Raw genomic sequence first — 15,794 nt, 5'->3', positions numbered from 1 at the left:
CGGGCACGCAACGAACACCGAGCGAGCGCCAAACAAGCACCAAGCGAGCGCGCAAAAAAAAAGCGCTCTACAGACGAAGAGCGCCCATTTAACACGCCACTCGGAATCGACGTATCAATCGAACGAACCAGCCGCGCGAATTTTGCAAGTTCGCGCGGCTTTTTTGGGTCTTTGTGTTTCGTCCCCTGCGCGCACCGCTGTCTGACCCGCATCGTCACCTTCAGCGAACGTTGCCTACGCCCGCGAGCGCAACGCGCTAAAGCCGAATCCGGCGTCGCCGGATCCGGCTTGATCCGTTTCGGCCCATTGGTCCGCAACGCGCTGCCCAGCCCCTCTCCGCTTGCATGGATCTCGCATTCATATTACGTTCTCATTACAATCGCTTCCGTGATGGTGGCGTTGGCCAGCGGCTTCGCGACGCGCATGCTCGCCGCGCGCTTCCATTGGCAACTCAAGGTGTTCATCGCCGCCGATCCGGCCGGCGCCAGTCAATCGAGCGTTCGTTATCCGCACTCCATGATCCAGAAGAAAAAATTGCAGCCGCACGATCCCTACGCACCCGTCGCGAAGAACCCGTTGCTGGCCGCGCGCCTGCCGGCGTGGCGCTCCAGATTCATCGTGTTGCTGGTGTTCGGCGCGTTCGCATCGCTGGCGGGCCGCGCGTTCTGGGTGCAGGTCGTGAACCGGGACTTCTACGTCGACCAGGGACAAAAGCGCTATCAGCGCACCATCGAACTCGATGCGACACGCGGACGGATCGTCGATCGCAACGGCTCAATGCTGGCCGTCAGCCTCGCGACCTACGAAATCTGGGCATCCCCCAGGCTGCTCGACGAAGCCGCAGTCGCCCCGCTGTCGAAGCTGCTGGACTTGCCGCTCGCGGAATTGCGCCGGCGCCTGAATGGCGACAAGACCTTCGTGCTGCTCAAACGCCAGGTGGATGCCGACACCGCCGCGCATCTGTCCCGGCTGGGTCTCGCGGGCATCACGCAGATCGCCGATTCGAAACGCTTCTATCCCGAAGGCGAGTCGGCGGCGCACGTGGTCGGCTTCACGGATATCGAGGACAACGGCCAGGAAGGCGTCGAGCTGGCCGCCAACCGGCAGTTGCTCGGCGTGCCCGGCCAGCGCGAAGTGATCCGCGACCGGCTCGGCCGCGTGGTGTCCGAGACGCGGCCGCTGGTGCCCGCGCGCAACGGCGAGACCATCCATCTGACGATCGACCGGCGCATTCAGCAGCTCGCGTATGGGCAACTGAAGGAAGCGGTTGCGAAACATCACGCCGAAGCCGGCAGCGTGGTGGTGCTCGATGCGCGCAACGGCGAGATTCTCGCGCTCGCCAACTATCCGAGTTTCGATCCGAACGACCGCGCCCGCCTGACCGGCCGGCAACTGCGCAACCGCGCAGTGGTCGACACCTTCGAACCGGGCTCGACGATCAAGCCGGTGGTCGTCGCGCTGTCGATCGACGAAGGCCGGGTGCGGCCGCAGAGCATCATCGATACCGCCCCTGGCTGGTACAGGATCGGCCCGGCCGTGATTCACGACACGTCGAATCACGGCGCGATGACCGTCGCCGAAGCGGTACAGAAGTCGAGCAACATCGCGCTCGCCAAGCTCGCGCTGAACCTGCCGGCCGAGACGATCTGGACCAAGTACCAGCAATACGGGCTCGGCTTGCGACCCGAGCTGACCTTTCCCGGCGTGGCTTCCGGCCGGGTGCATCCATACCGGCGCTGGCGCCCGATCGAACAGGCGACCATGGCGTACGGCTACGGGCTGTCCGCTTCGCTGCTGCAGATCGCACAGATCTACACCGCCTATGCCGGCGACGGCACGATGCAGCGCGTGAGTCTGCTGCGCGATGTGACGGGCGCGGCTGCGACGGCCGCGCATCCAGGCACGCAGGTGACCACGCCGGGTACCGCGCGGGCAATCCGCTCGATGCTGGAAATGGCCGCCGGCGCAGGCGGCACGGGGCGCGCGGCGGCGGTCGACGGCTACCGGATCGGTGGCAAGACGGGCACGGCGCGCAAGCAGGTCGGCGCGACTTACGCGAAAAACCGCTACCGCGCGCTGTTCGTCGGCATGGCGCCGATGAGCGACCCTCGGCTGATCGTCGCCGTGATGATCGACGACCCGGCCGGCAAGGCGTTCTATGGCGGCACGGTGGCAGGGCCGGTTTTCAGCGGCGTGACCGGCGGCGCGCTGCAACTGCTTGGCGTGCCGCCAGATGCACCGGGCGTTTGAAGCCAAGCTAAGGCCAAGCTGAAGCCTATCCGACACCGATCCGCAGCCAGTCTGAAGGCCAAAACGGCGCGTCAATGCGCGCCGCGTCGCCATGCTTCCCTTTAGATCCGTTAAGAAGTTTTGATTGGGCAACCGCTCAAAAGCCTTCTAGACTCATTGTCGCGCTGGACGATCTGGTAGCCGGCGCGACGCTGCGCATGGATCGCCGCGAGCGCGATCGATGCATCCACCCGCAAGCAAGCCAAGGAAACGCCATGACGAATCGCACATTGACGACCGCGGCCGGTGCGCCGGTCGGCGACAACCAGAACTCCGAAACCGTCGGCCCGCGCGGCCCGATCACGCTGCAGGACTTCTGGCTGATCGAAAAACTCGCGCACTTCGACCGCGAAGTGATTCCCGAGCGGCGCGTGCACGCCAAAGGCTCCGGCGCATTCGGCACGCTCACCATCACGCACGACATCACCCGCTACAGCAAAGCCAAGGTTTTCGAAGTCGGCAAGGTCACGCCGTTGTTCCTGCGCTTCTCGACGGTCGCGGGCGAGCGCGGCGCGGCCGACGCGGAGCGCGACGTACGCGGCTTCTCGATCAAGTTCTATACCGAAGAAGGCAACTGGGACCTGGTCGGCAATAACACGCCGGTGTTTTTCATCCGCGATCCACTCAAGTTCCCCGATTTCATTCACACCCAAAAGCGCAATCCGAAGAACAACCTGCGCGATGCCAACATGGTGTGGGACTTCTGGTCGCGCAATCCGGAATCGCTGCACCAGGTGACGATTCTGATGAGCGACCGCGGTATTCCGAAGAACTACCGGCAGATGAACGGCTACGGCTCGCACACGTTTTCGCTGATCAACGCGCAGAACGAGCGCTTCTACGTGAAGTTCCACTTCAAGTCGAAACAGGGCATTGAAAACTACACGAACGCCGAGGCCACCGAGCTGATCGGCCGTGATCGCGAAAGCGCGCAACGCGATCTGTTCGAGCAGATCGAAAAGAAAAACTTCCCGCAGTGGCGGTTCTGCGTTCAGATCATGCCGGAAGCCGAAGCGAATGCACGCAAGGAAAATCCGTTCGATATCACGAAGGTGTGGTCGCACAAAGACTATCCGCTGATCGACGTCGGCGTGCTCGAGCTGAACAAGAATCCGGAAAACTATTTCGCCGACGTCGAGCAGGCAGCGTTCACGCCGGCCAATATCGTGCCGGGCATCGGCTTCTCGCCGGATCGTCTGTTGCAGGGGCGGCTCTTCTCGTATGGCGACACCCACCGCTACCGGCTCGGCATCAACCATCATCAGATTCCGGTGAACGCGCCGCGCACGGCAAACCTGAATACCTATCATCGCGACGGCGGCATGCGCACCGACGGCAATCTCGGCAGTACACCTAACTATGAGCCAAACCGGTTCGGGGCATTCCCGCAGGACCCGTTGGTGAACGAACCGCCGCTCAAGGTGGAAGGCACGATCCAGCGCTACGACCACCGCGAGGACGACGACTACTACAGCCATCCACGCGCGCTCTACAAGCTGTTCGACGCGGCGCAGCGTGGGCGTCTCTTCTGCAATATCGCCGAAGCGATGGCGGGGGTGTCGAAAGAGATCGTCGAGCGGCAACTGGCGCTGTTCGAGAAGATCGATCCGAGCTACGCCGAAGGCGTGAAGAAGGAACTCGACAAGACGCCGCCGGTTTCGGAAACGGCGCTGCCTTAGGCCCTCAAGCCCTTAAGCTGCGGGTCGTGCGCGCTGCCGGGCGGGGGTGCAACCGGCAGTGCGAATCTGACGCTAAGTGTGATTGCTCGTTCGCAACTGCACCGGCGCGAACCGGCGAATTCCCCTGCGATGCGCTAGCGGTTAATTGGCGGGCCGCAAAAATTAGCGGGCCGCGTGAGCGCTGCACGGATTCAGCAGCGTCTCGATGCGATTGCGGCCGTTGTGTTTGGCCCGATACATCGCACGATCGGCTTCGTCGATCATCGCACGACCGAGCGACGCCGCCTCGGCGGGTGTCCCGCCGACCACGCGCGCCGCGACGCCGATCGATACCGTCAACGCGATGCGCTCGCCGTGATCGTCCTCCAACGCCAACTGTTCGACCGCCAGCCGCACGCGCTCGGCGACCGTCAGCGCATCGGCCAGATCGCCTTGCAGCAGTGCGGCAAACTCCTCGCCGCCATAGCGCGCAACCACATCGCCCAGCCGCAGCTGCTGCCGCACGCAGGCCGCCACCGCCGCCAATGCGCGGTCGCCGGCCTGATGGCCGTAGCTATCGTTGATACGTTTGAAGCCGTCGATATCGATGAACAGACACGCCAGCGGCACGCCGTAACGAACCGCGCGCATCAGCTCCTCGCGCAGCCGCTCGTCGAAATAGCGGCGATTGGCGAGGCCGGTCAGCGCATCGGTCATGCCGAGTTGCTTGAGCCGCTCGCGATGCGCGACGTTCTCGAGACTCGCCGTCACGATGCTTGCAAAGCGCTCCAGAATGTCTGTCGCCATGCCATCGCCAAAACGCGCGGGGTCGTCGCTGCCGAGACAGAGATAGCCGCTGACGTTATCGCCCACTGCAAGCGGCAGCAGGATCGCGCTCGCCGGTATAGGCGCGTCGCCGAAGAACGCGCGACGCATGCTGTCGCGCAGTTCGTGGGGCCTGCCCAGCCATGGCCGGCCTCTTTCGCACAGACCTTGCGCCGCAAGTCCGCCGTCGCGCGAAGTCTTCAGGCCGGCATGATCCAGCTCGCGCAATGCGCCCGGCTCGAGTAGTTCGAGCAGCATCGGCGCGCGATCATCGAGCCAGAGCGTCACACTCGCCAGCGAGAATTCGCGTGGCAGATGGCTGCACAAGATGTCGAGAAACGAGGCGAAATCCTGCGCGCCGATCAGACGCAACTCGACGTTCTGAATGCGGCGCAACGTGCGCTCGTTGTGTTGCACGGTGTCGACTAGCGAGCGAAGGCGCTCGGAGAGCGGCGTTTGGGCGAGGTTCGTCACGTTATCAGCAATGCGAGCCCGAGGGCGAAGCGGGGTTGGCAGCCCCAACCACTTTAATAACGGCCGATGCGGCGACCTCTTGAGTGTCGGCTCGTGGCGCACGCACATTTCGCTCTCTTAAGTTTGGCTTAATTCTTCCCTGCAACCATGCGCACACCATCCCCTGTTAGGCCGCCAGACTATCTGGCGGCATTTTTTTCTCAAGGGTGTCGACCACGCGCCGAAAAACGAACAACACGCCCGCGAAGAAGGAGTCAGACCATGGTTGAAAAAACGGTATTCGAGCATCTGCGCGCCATGCCCGGCCACGAATGGGTTCGGCAGATCCACTCCTGCAAGGTCTCGGACCCGCTGCAGCCACCTTGGGGACGTTCATACCGGCTCGTCGAATGGACCATGAAGCACACACCCGAATCGAGCCGCCGCGTCGTGCCCGCCGAGAGCACGCCGCTCGAAATCGCGCAGGCCGTCGTCTCCCACGTTCCAGGCCGCCGCTTCTGCCAGCACAGCGACGAATGAATACCTATCGCGCCCGGCTGATTCAGCACGCTAGCCGCGCGTCGCGATCGAATCGCAATACTCCAACGCATCATCCAGCCGGTCGTTGCCCCAGAACATTTCATCGGCGACAAAAAAAGTCGGCGCACCGAATATGCCTTTGGCCGCGGCCGTCGCGGTCTGTTCGCGCAAGTGCAGTTTGTTGGCGTCGCTTTGCGCATCGGCGATGATGCGCTGCGCCGGCAAACCGAGTGCGTCGAGCGCCTCGCTCACCACGTCTGCTGAGCCGATGTCGCGGTCATCGGCGAAGTTCAGTTGCATGATCTTGCGGCAGTAAGCACCCATCCATTCCCGCTGCGCGCCCAGCAGCGCCACGCGCATCGCGAGCAGCGCCGCGCGTGGGAACGTAGTGGGACGCGTCAGCGCAATGCCGTACTTGCGGCATTGGCGCTCCATGTCCTTCCACACATACGCGCCCTTCTCCTTCTGCAACACGAAAGGCGAGTTGTCGAAACCGAGTTGGCGAAATACCGGTCCCAGCAGAAATGGCCGCCAGCGAATCCGCACGCCTCGCGCCGCCGCCAGCGCTTCGATGCGCATCACGCTGAGGTAGCTGTAGTTGCTGCCGAAATCAAACCAGAACTCGATTTCCGGTGTACGCGTGTTAGCTGCGGAAGGTGCGTCGTCGTTCATGAATGATTGCCTCCAGGGTCATGCGTGAACCTTTCGCTTGCCGCCGATGCACTGTGTCTGGCAATGCTTGACAGTCATGTGAACCGGTTCCACCTATGATGAAGCACTCGAATCGCCATATTTGATTGTGACACCATGAACTACCCGCACAACATGCTCCCTGCTGTCTGCCTTTTCATCATCGCCGTCTCGTCATCCATTTTGCTCACGTTGTGCTGGACGCGCTGACGTCTGCTCACGCGACTCGATGAAAATCTGCCGACGCCACTTACGCGATTTCGTAAAAGGACGGGATATACTGTACATATATACAGTATTTTTACGTCTGAGCAATGCGTCTTCCCGCCTTCGAACCTCCGTCGCTTGCCGAGCTGCGCGCCTGGTGGCGCACGCGCGACGAACCCGCCGTGCAACGGTTGATTCTAGAGATCCAGCGGCAGCGGCTCACGTTACTGGAATTGCGCAACCTGATCGACAGTGGCGTTCAACAGGCTCGCGCCGCGGACCGCAGCCTCGTCGAGCGCGGCGAACCGTTGATGACGCTACGCATACGGATCGCGCAGGAGGTCCTGCGGGTCGGCGAAATCGACGATACGCGGCACACAAGCCGCGCCGAACAGGAAAGGCTCGCGGTTCGCACGCAGAGCCAGCTGGAATACGCACGCGAAGGCCGTCTGAGAAGGCAGCGCCGCAATCTCTAGCAACGCGGCCGCGCTTTCGCAATGTGACGAAACGAGAGCTACCGCGTGGATCGATCAGCGCGTTTGCGCGGCCACACGCAGACCGAGCGAAATGAACAGCACGCCGATAATCTTGTTCTGCCAGCGAGTCAGCCACGTCAGACGCTTGACGAGCTTGCCGAGCGGACGAATGGTCAACACGATCAGCGTCGTGTAGAGCGCGCTCATGCCGACGAAGATCAGCCCGAGTGTGGTGAACTGCAGAAACGTCGAACCGTGTTCGGGGTGCACGAACTGCGGCAGAAACGCGAGGAAAAACAGCGCGGTCTTAGGATTCAATACTTCGGCGGGAATGGCCTGAAAGAACGCCTTCGAAGCCGAAATCGGCGCGACTGCCGGCAGATGCGCGCTTGCCTGTTTTTCGCGCAACGCACGGATGCCCAGATAAACGAGGTACGCAGCGCCGACATACTTGACCGCATTGAACGCAAGTGCGGAAGTCATCAGCAATGCGGAAAGGCCGACCGATGCGCCCAGCGTGTGGATGAAATCGCCGACCGCGATTCCGAGGCCAGTGAGAATACCGGCCTTGCGTCCGCCGTGCACGGTGCGCGTCAAAACCAGCAGCACGGCCGGACCCGGAATCAGGAAGAGCCCGAGCACGACGGCAACGAAAGTCCCCAACGTGGATAGGTCAAGCATGTCGTCTCCTTTGTTGACTGGAGTTAGCGCTTCAGCGCTTACTCTGGTCCCATGCTGAGGTTTGACTGGAGTTGGCGCTTCAGCACTTACTCCAGGCCCTCAGCGGTCGACCGGAGTTGGCGCTTCAGCGCTTACTCCGGTCCCATGCAACACCATCAACGCGCTGCGCTGAAATGCGCGAACCGGTACGCGTTCAGCAGGCAATTGTAGACGAATGCGTGAGCTTCGATTGGCGCGCAATTCACCGATGTCGTGCCCCGGCAAACCACAGCGTCGATCCCGAAAATGGCGCGACGCCCGTGATCCGTTACCATGGCGAGCACAGAGCCGTGTGCGGCCCGCACCTTTTATCCACTGAAGTCTTTGCCTTGCCCACCTATACCCTGCCCGCGACGCTGAGCGCGGAACTCGAGATCCGCAAGAGCCGATTCATTGCCTACGCGATACCGGTCGCGGATCGCGACGCCGCGATGACAGAATTGCGGCGTCTGCGCGATGAGCATCCTGCCGCCACCCATGTGTGCTGGGCGCTGCTGGCCGGCGGCCAGTCCGGTATGTCCGACGACGGCGAACCATCCGGCACGGCGGGGCGACCGATTCTCGAAGTGTTGCGGCATCACGATCTGGACGGCGTGCTGGCTGCCGTGGTGCGCTATTACGGCGGCGTGAAGCTCGGCGCCGGCGGTTTGGTGCGCGCGTACACGGATGCGATCGCGTCGGCATTGCAAGACGCACCGCGAGTCGAGAGGATCGCTCAGGTGTCGCTGATCGTCGAGGTGAGTTACGCCGATGAGGCCAAAGTGCGCCGATGGATCGACGCCGAAGGCTATGCGCTCGCGCAAAGCGCCTACGGCATGCTGGTGAAGATGACGATCCGCTTGCCCGTCAATGCGGTGGATGATGCCCAGCGAGCACTGGTGGATATGACTCAGGGAAAAGCGGGCTTCTTCTGACCGGATCAGCGGAACTGCCCCAAACGGCACCGGAATCCGGCGCATCGCTCGATCAGGAAAACGTAGGTGTCCGACTCACTGTTACCATGCTGTTCTCTACCGGGATGACTCGATTAAAAAGGCAACTCCTCTGAACTCGACTGCCGCTTTCTCCAGCACTGCGCCTGAGTCGCCGCAACGGAACCTGAGTCCGGGCCGCGCGGCGGGTGCCATCCGTGCACCGTTGAGATCTGCCGTGCTCAAAGGCTGCGGCACGATTGCGTTGCCATTGATGCTATCGGCGTGCTCCTGGTCGTGGTTCGGCCTGAATAGCAGCGCCCCGCACGCGGCCGCGCATCCAACCGGATCACTGAGCGTCGCCGCGGCACGTGACTTCGCCTACCTGCCCGCTCGCAACGGACAGCTTTCGTCGAACCGCATCGAAAATACGGCGATGAGCGGCATCATCCTCAAAGAGGATATCAACGAATCGGTGCACAACGATGTGGTGAAATACCTCCGGGTCGCCGGCTTTCACCTCGACGACAACAAGCGGGTGCTCAGCGGCAGCATCGAGGCGTTCACGGTGGACGACGCACGGTCGCCGGCGTTCTGGACGTTGAAGATGCACTACGTGGTCACCGACGCCGCGACTCGCAAGGTCGTGTTCTCGACCACCAGCACGGTCAAGCAGAAATCACCGAAGTTCACCAGCAACCGCATCGCGATTGAAGACACGGTCAAGCTGAGCGTCGACGCGTTGATTGGCGACCCGGGGTTTGTCAAGGCGGTGAACTGAATGCGCCACCGAAGTCGGCGCGGCCCGTTTCGCTACAATTCGGACTGAGCGAGTCGCGCGTGCCGTCCTGTCGCGCGATGCGTCGCAACCTTCCGTTCACCGTGCGAGCCGTTATGTCCATTACCGCCTGGCTGTTCTTTTTGCCCGCCTGCTTTGCCATCAATCTCGCGCCCGGGCCCAATAATCTGCTGTCGATCAACGTCGCGGCGCGTCATGGCTTCATGAGCGCGTTCGTCGGCGGCACGGGCCGGCTGGTTGCCTTCGCGCTGATGCTGGTGCTCGCCGCAACCGGTCTCGCTGTCGTGCTGCACGCGTCGGAGTGGTTCTTTCTTGCCATCAAACTGGCCGGCGCAGCTTATCTGATCTGGCTTGCCATTCAACTCTGGCGCAGCGACGCGCCTGCGATCGATACATCGCAGCAAACTGACGCGTCGCTCGGACGAATTGCGCGGCGGGAGTTCCTCGTGGCCGCGGGCAATCCGAAGGCGATCCTGGTCTTCACGGCGTTCCTGCCGCAATTCGTCGACGTCGCCAAACCGATCGTGGCCCAGTTCGCAGTGCTCGGTGCGAGCTTCCTCGTCCTCGAATGGGTAGCGATCGCGCTGTACTCGTGGGCGGGGATGTATCTCGGGAAATGGCTAATGCGTGCGCGGGTCCGGCGCTGGTTCAATCGTGTTTGCGGGGGATTTCTGGCGACGATCGGGGTGAGTTTCCTGTTGGTTCGGCGCGGGTGAGCGCATCCGCGGGATCCATCGCGCTCCGCTTCCATAAGGAATCCTTGATGCATCGGCACAGAAACTTTTTCGTTGCACCCCCTTATGCTCGGACAGTGATCCGCTGCTGTACCCAGTGAAACGCGGCAGCGGGCAAGCGGCTTTTCACAGTCACGGGAACGGCATCATGAAGATCTGCATCTTCGGAGCGGGAGCGATTGGCGGTTTGATGGGCGTGCAACTGGCACGCGCCGGCGCGGACGTCAGTTTCATCGCGCGCGGCGCGCATCTGGCGGCCATGCGCGACCATGGCGCGCGTCTGATCATGGACGGCGAGACCTTCAGCGCGCCGGTTCGCTGTACGTCGGACCCGCGTGAGCTCGGCGTGCAGGATTTCGTGATCATCACGCTGAAGGCGCATTCGCTTCCGGGCGTGGTCGATGCGATGCAGCCGCTACTCGGCAAGCACACGGCGATCGTCACGGGCGTCAATGGCATTCCGTATTGGTACTTCTATCAGCATGGCGGCCGCTTCGCCGGCACGCGTCTCGCGAGCGTCGATCCGGACGGCGGTCAGTGGACGAAGCTGGGCCCCGAACGGGCCATCGGCTGCGTGCTCTACCCGGCCGCGGAGATCGTCGAACCCGGTGTGATCAAGCATGTGTATGGCAAGAAATTCCCGATCGGCGAACCGAGCGGCGAACGCACGCCGCGCATTCAGCAATTGCACGAGATCATGCAGGCAGCGGGATTCGATGCGCCGATTCGCGACAACATTCGCGACGAAATCTGGCTCAAGCTGTGGGGCAACCTGTGCTTCAATCCGATCAGTGCGTTGACGCATGCCACGCTCGACGTGCTCACCAGCGATCCGGGCACGCGTGCGGTATCGCGCACGATGATGCTCGAAGCCAAAGGGATTGCAGAGCAATTCGGCGTGCACTTTCGTGTCGACGTGGAAAGGCGGATCGACGGTGCAGGTGCGGTTGGCGCGCACAAGACGTCGACGCTGGTCGATCTGGAGAATCGTCGACCGATGGAAATCGATCCGCTGCTGACGGTAGTCCAGGAGATGGGCCGCCTCGTCGCCGAACCGACGCCGACGATCGACGTGGTGCTGGCACTGATCAAGCTGCGCGAACGGATGGCCTTGCAGGGCAAGTGAGTCGCACCAATCTGGATTGTTTGCCGCACGCACTGCAATGCCGTACTGCAATGCTCATGGCAACAACGACAAAGAAGGATCGAACGCCCCGCGCGTTCGATCCTTTCTTTTACTTCCTTATTGATCGATTGCGAGCCACACGGCCTTCGGCTCAGTGAAGTTCTCGATCGCAACGTCGCCGTGCTCACGGCCAAAGCCTGAATCGCCGGAGCCGCCCCACGGCAAACGCACGTCGGTATAGCCGTAGGTATTGATCCATACCGTGCCCGCTTTCAGGTCGCGCGCCACCCGATGCACCCGCCCGATATCTGCGCTCCACACCCCCGCTGCGAGGCTGTACGCCGTACCGTTAGCAATCCTGATCGCATCGGCTTCGTCGTTGAAGCGGATCACGCTGGCTACCGGACCAAAAATCTCCTCCTGCGAAATGCGCATTTCGTGTTCGACATTGGCAAACACCGTCGGCTCGACGAAGAAGCCGCGCTCGCCCACTCGCGCACCGCCGGTCACGAGCGAAGCGCCTTCGGCTCGCCCTGCGTCGACATAGCCGAGCACGGTCTTCATCTGCGCGGAGGAGATCAGCGGCCCCATCGACGTTTCGCGCGCAGACGGATCGCCGACCTTGATCGACTTCGCACGCGCGGCGAGCCGCTCGACGACTTCGTCGTAGATATCACGATGCGCGAGAATGCGCGAGCCCGCGGAACATACCTGACCGGTATTGAAGAAGATCCCCGATGCGGCGGCGCGCACCGCGTTGTCGAGATTCGCATCCGGGAAAATCAGGTTCGCCGACTTGCCGCCGAGTTCCAGTGTGACGCGCTTGAAGTTGCCGGCCGCTCCTTGCAGAATGCCGCGCCCGACCGACGGCGAGCCCGTGAACGTCACCTTGTCGACGCCAGGGTGCGCCACCAGCGCATCGCCGACCACCTTTCCCTTGCCGGTGACGATATTGAGTACTCCCGGAGGTACGCCCGCTTCGAGCGCGAGCTCGCCGATGCGCAACGCGGTGAGCGGAGTGATCTCGGCGGGCTTGACGATCAGCGTGCAACCGCACGCGAGTGCCGGCGCGATCTTCCACATGCCGATCATCAGCGGGAAATTCCACGGCACGATCGCCGCGACCACGCCGACCGGCTCGCGCAACGTGTATGTCAATGCGTCAGGGCGCGTCGGCACCACCTGGCCGTTGATCTTGTCGCACCAGCCTGCGTAATATTCGAGCGTATCGATCGCGGCCGGAATGTCCTGGCGCATCACGGCGGCAATCGGCTTGCCGGCGTCGAGACTTTCGAGCGCGGCGAGTTCGTCGAGGTTGGCGCGCATCAGGCCGGCCATGCGCGCGAGGATGCGCCCACGTTCGGCTGCCTTGATCGAGTTCCACACTTTGAGCGCGGCGCGCGCTGCGTGCACCGCAGTATCTACATCGGCTGCGCTGCCTTGCGCGACCAGCGCAATGGGTTCTTCAGTGGCTGGGTTGATGTCGACGGAATACTCGCCGGTGCCGGGCGGCAGACGCTTGCCGTCGATCAGCAGATCGTGGTGCTGGAGGTCGGTTTCAGTTTCCATCATCAAACTCCTTGAGTGGATGTTATGTGTGGGACTGCCGGCGAATCGATCGGCCATGAGTGGCGGCGATCGACGCCTGATCTAAGTCTCGTGCAAGACGGTGCGGCTCGGCGCAACCACCGGCCGCGTGCCTGATTGCGAAGCGGACGGCGCGCCGCCAGCGACTTGCGCGAACGCGCTCGCGGGCGCGGCGAACTGGGTCCAGGCCGCAGCGGCGTTGGGCCGCAGCGAACGGTTCCGGCGCTGCACCAGCAACGTGGCCACGCTCACCTCGGGAACCAGCGGCCGGCTCGTGAGCGATGCGCCCGGCGACGGCCAATGCGCATCGACCGGTAACACGCCGACGCCCAGCCCGAGTTCGACCATGCGCGACACCGCCGCGATATGCCCCACTTCCTGCAGCGGCCGGCGCTTCAATTCATTCGCGCTGAACGCAAGCTCCAGCGCGACGCGCACACCCGTGTCCGCATTCAGCGTGATGAGCGCCCACTCGTGCAACGCGCGCCATGCAACGCTCGCGTGTCGAGCCAGCGGATGCGCGGGCGGTATCACAACATGCAGCGGCGTCGTGCAGATTACTTGCGCGTACAGCAAATCGTTGTCGAACGGGTCGGCCGTCGAGACCACGCCGAAGTCCACCTCGCCTTGCTCGACACTCGCGAGCACGCCAGTTTGCGTCTGGTCCCTGACGGACACGGTCAACTCGGGATAGGCAGCTGCGCACCGTGCGAGCGCCTGCGCGACCCAACCCGACGACAACACCGGATTGCTCGCCAGCACCACTACGCCGGTATGTCCGTCGTAAGCCGCGCGCTCTTCGAGAAGCGTCGACTCGATCTCGTCCAGCAGCCGGCCGATTCTTCTCGCGAGGCTTGCGCCCGCATTCGTCAATTCAACCTGGCGTGTGGTGCGGTCGAACAGTTTCAGTTCGACTGCGTCTTCGAGCTCGCGCACACAGCGGCTCACGGCCGACTGCGTCAGATCGAACTCACGTGCCGCGCGTGTAAAACTGCGTTCACGCGCGACCGCGACAAACACTTTGAGCTGCTGCAACGAAACATTCATGACGTGACCACCGGGCGCGCACCGCTCACGCTATTCCCCAGTCTGCTCGGGCCAGTGGCTCAGTCGCGACGCGTGCTTGCCATTGCTCCCCGCGGCCGCCAGCGCACCTTGCGGCTCGTCGTGCGACTCGATCCAGCGCGAGCGCATCGGCGCGAGGATGAACTTCGCTGAGATGCCCGCCGCGATCGTGATCACGGCCGAGACGATAAAGACGAGATTCCAGCCGCCGGCCGCCGCCAGCACCGACGCAATCGGCACCAACAGCGCAGCGGTGCCCTTCGCCGTGTACAAGGTCCCCGCATTGGCCGTCGCGTATTTGGCGCCAAACGTATCGGCGCAGATTGCCGGAAAGATCGAAAAGATCTCGCCCCAGAAGAGGAAAATCAATGCAGCGAACGTCATGAACGCATAGGGGTTGCTGCCGAACTGCATCATGCCGAGCAGTGCCAGGCCCTCGCCGATGAAGATCACGAACATGGTGTTTTCGCGGCCGATCTTGTCGGAGATGAACCCGCACAGCGGCCGCGTCAAGCCGTTGAAGATGTTGTCGATCGACAGCGTCAGGGTGAGCAGCGGCAAGGTCATGCCGAACACCGACATCGGGATGCGTGCGAGGCCCCAGTCTTTCGCGATCGGGCCAATTTGCGCGGTCGCCATCAACCCGCCTGCCGCGACCGCCACGAACGACAGATAGATCACCCAGAACACCGGTGTCCTGATCATTTGCCGCGACGTGAAATCGACCTTCGATACCGCGAACCGGGTCTTGCGCACGGCTTGCTGGCGCAGAATCGGCCGTATCAACAGCATTGCGAGCACCAGAATGCTGACGCCCTGCAGAATGCCGAAGAAGAAAAACGCGTGCTCGTAGCCCGAGCGCGTAATCATGTTGGCGATCGGAATGACCGTGATCGCTGCGCCCGCGCCGAAACCCGCGGCCGTCAGACCCGCGGCGAGACCGCGTCGATCGGGAAACCACTTCAACGCATTGCCGACGCAAGTGCCATACACACCGCCCGCGCCGATCCCGCCGATCACAGCGGAGGCGTACAGCACCCCGAGCGTCGATGCATGCGCGTTCATGACCCACGAGAGGCCCGCGCATACCGCACCCGCCGCGACCACAGGCCGTGGTCCAAACCTGTCGACCAGCAAACCTTCGAACGGCACGAGCCATGTCTCGGTCAGAATGAAGATCGAGAAGGCAAGTTGAATGGACGCTTCGCTCCACCCGTGACGGGCGTGCATGGGCGCGACGAACAACGTCCACGCGTATTGCAGATTGGCCACCAGCGCCATGCACACCATGCCGATGACGAGCTGACACCAACGGTTCCCGACGAATAGGCGGGGCGTGGTTTGCTGGTTGATATCGTCCATGAGCCTTGTCTCCACTGTATCTGGTGCAGCCGGCCAATGCCCGGAAGGAAGTCCCTTCGGCAGACAGGCCGCGCTGTATGTCTCCACCTGATGGTCGTGACCCGAAAAGCCTTGCTGTCGGGGAGCGATTTAATAACCGCTTGTCTTAATCTGCTTTCCTTAAAAGCGTCGGTCAAAATCATCGCTTTTCGAAAGTCCTTTTTACCGATCAATTAATCGTCTGCCGTTAATCCTGACCGGCCGCCCGCTGCGACATGCCCGAAAATCCAAGCGTTAACCCCGAGTATCGTACTGGTAGTTCAGTGACAATTTCCGCCTTCTTATACAGACTCATGCTAGGGAAACGCTGATT

14 protein-coding genes are annotated in these 15,794 nt (G+C 62.5%); 8 read left to right on the top strand and 6 right to left on the bottom strand.

Features of this window, described 5'->3' with window-relative positions:
- Positions 1 to 516 precede the first annotated feature (516 nt).
- Positions 517 to 2,250, top strand: a complete 1,734-nt coding sequence (locus BN2475_RS00400; protein WP_094777661.1) for a peptidoglycan D,D-transpeptidase FtsI family protein — start codon at positions 517 to 519, stop codon at positions 2,248 to 2,250.
- Positions 2,251 to 2,504: 254 nt separating this feature from the next.
- Complete coding sequence (locus BN2475_RS00395) at positions 2,505 to 3,968, top strand: catalase (RefSeq protein WP_094777606.1); 1,464 nt, start codon at positions 2,505 to 2,507, stop codon at positions 3,966 to 3,968.
- Between the two features lie 162 nt (positions 3,969 to 4,130).
- On the opposite strand, the gene BN2475_RS00390 is transcribed toward BN2475_RS00395, so the two are convergent.
- The gene (locus BN2475_RS00390; protein ID WP_094777605.1) at positions 4,131 to 5,246 is read right to left on the bottom strand and encodes a GGDEF domain-containing protein; all 1,116 of its coding nucleotides are present in this window, start codon (positions 5,244 to 5,246) and stop codon (positions 4,131 to 4,133) included.
- 261 nt (positions 5,247 to 5,507) lie between these two features.
- Here BN2475_RS00390 and BN2475_RS00385 point away from each other — a divergent pair, with 261 nt between their 5' ends.
- Complete coding sequence (locus BN2475_RS00385; RefSeq protein ID WP_094777604.1) at positions 5,508 to 5,765, top strand: DUF2866 domain-containing protein; 258 nt, start codon at positions 5,508 to 5,510, stop codon at positions 5,763 to 5,765.
- Positions 5,766 to 5,795: 30 nt separating this feature from the next.
- Here BN2475_RS00385 and BN2475_RS00380 read toward each other — a convergent pair whose 3' ends face one another.
- Positions 5,796 to 6,437 (bottom strand): 2-hydroxychromene-2-carboxylate isomerase, encoded by a 642-nt coding sequence (locus BN2475_RS00380; RefSeq protein ID WP_094777603.1) that lies wholly within the window; start codon positions 6,435 to 6,437, stop codon positions 5,796 to 5,798.
- Positions 6,438 to 6,769: 332 nt separating this feature from the next.
- Here BN2475_RS00380 and BN2475_RS00375 point away from each other — a divergent pair, with 332 nt between their 5' ends.
- The gene (locus BN2475_RS00375) at positions 6,770 to 7,138 is read left to right on the top strand and encodes a hypothetical protein (RefSeq protein ID WP_094777602.1); all 369 of its coding nucleotides are present in this window, start codon (positions 6,770 to 6,772) and stop codon (positions 7,136 to 7,138) included.
- 54 nt (positions 7,139 to 7,192) lie between these two features.
- Here BN2475_RS00375 and BN2475_RS00370 read toward each other — a convergent pair whose 3' ends face one another.
- Positions 7,193 to 7,819 carry a LysE family translocator gene (locus BN2475_RS00370; RefSeq protein ID WP_094777601.1) on the bottom strand — a complete coding sequence of 209 codons (627 nt, stop codon included), beginning with the start codon at positions 7,817 to 7,819 and terminating at the stop codon, positions 7,193 to 7,195.
- A 368-nt stretch (positions 7,820 to 8,187) separates the two neighbouring features.
- Between BN2475_RS00370 and BN2475_RS00365 the strand changes: the two genes are divergently transcribed.
- The 4 genes from BN2475_RS00365 to BN2475_RS00350 all read left to right on the top strand — a co-directional run bounded on the left by BN2475_RS00365 (position 8,188) and on the right by BN2475_RS00350 (position 11,428).
- Positions 8,188 to 8,772 carry an IMPACT family protein gene (locus BN2475_RS00365; protein WP_094777600.1) on the top strand — a complete coding sequence of 195 codons (585 nt, stop codon included), beginning with the start codon at positions 8,188 to 8,190 and terminating at the stop codon, positions 8,770 to 8,772.
- 235 nt (positions 8,773 to 9,007) lie between these two features.
- Positions 9,008 to 9,550 carry a hypothetical protein gene (locus BN2475_RS00360; protein ID WP_094777599.1) on the top strand — a complete coding sequence of 181 codons (543 nt, stop codon included), beginning with the start codon at positions 9,008 to 9,010 and terminating at the stop codon, positions 9,548 to 9,550.
- Between the two features lie 113 nt (positions 9,551 to 9,663).
- Positions 9,664 to 10,284 (top strand): LysE family translocator, encoded by a 621-nt coding sequence (locus tag BN2475_RS00355; protein WP_094777598.1) that lies wholly within the window; start codon positions 9,664 to 9,666, stop codon positions 10,282 to 10,284.
- A gap of 166 nt (positions 10,285 to 10,450) precedes the next feature.
- Complete coding sequence (locus tag BN2475_RS00350; RefSeq protein WP_094777597.1) at positions 10,451 to 11,428, top strand: 2-dehydropantoate 2-reductase; 978 nt, start codon at positions 10,451 to 10,453, stop codon at positions 11,426 to 11,428.
- Positions 11,429 to 11,545: 117 nt separating this feature from the next.
- On the opposite strand, the gene BN2475_RS00345 is transcribed toward BN2475_RS00350, so the two are convergent.
- The 3 genes from BN2475_RS00345 to oxlT form a co-directional block, all read right to left on the bottom strand.
- Complete coding sequence (locus tag BN2475_RS00345; RefSeq protein ID WP_094777596.1) at positions 11,546 to 12,997, bottom strand: aldehyde dehydrogenase family protein; 1,452 nt, start codon at positions 12,995 to 12,997, stop codon at positions 11,546 to 11,548.
- Positions 12,998 to 13,078: 81 nt separating this feature from the next.
- On the bottom strand, positions 13,079 to 14,062 hold the full coding sequence (locus tag BN2475_RS00340) for a LysR family transcriptional regulator (protein WP_094777595.1): 984 nt from the start codon (positions 14,060 to 14,062) through the stop codon (positions 13,079 to 13,081).
- 30 nt (positions 14,063 to 14,092) lie between these two features.
- Positions 14,093 to 15,442, bottom strand: a complete 1,350-nt coding sequence (gene oxlT, locus BN2475_RS00335) for an oxalate/formate MFS antiporter (RefSeq protein WP_094777594.1) — start codon at positions 15,440 to 15,442, stop codon at positions 14,093 to 14,095.
- Positions 15,443 to 15,794: the final 352 nt, after the last annotated feature.

Source organism: Paraburkholderia ribeironis (genome assembly GCF_900019265.1).
GTDB lineage: Bacteria > Pseudomonadota > Gammaproteobacteria > Burkholderiales > Burkholderiaceae > Paraburkholderia > Paraburkholderia ribeironis.
This window is presented reverse-complemented; position numbering and strand designations above follow the sequence as displayed.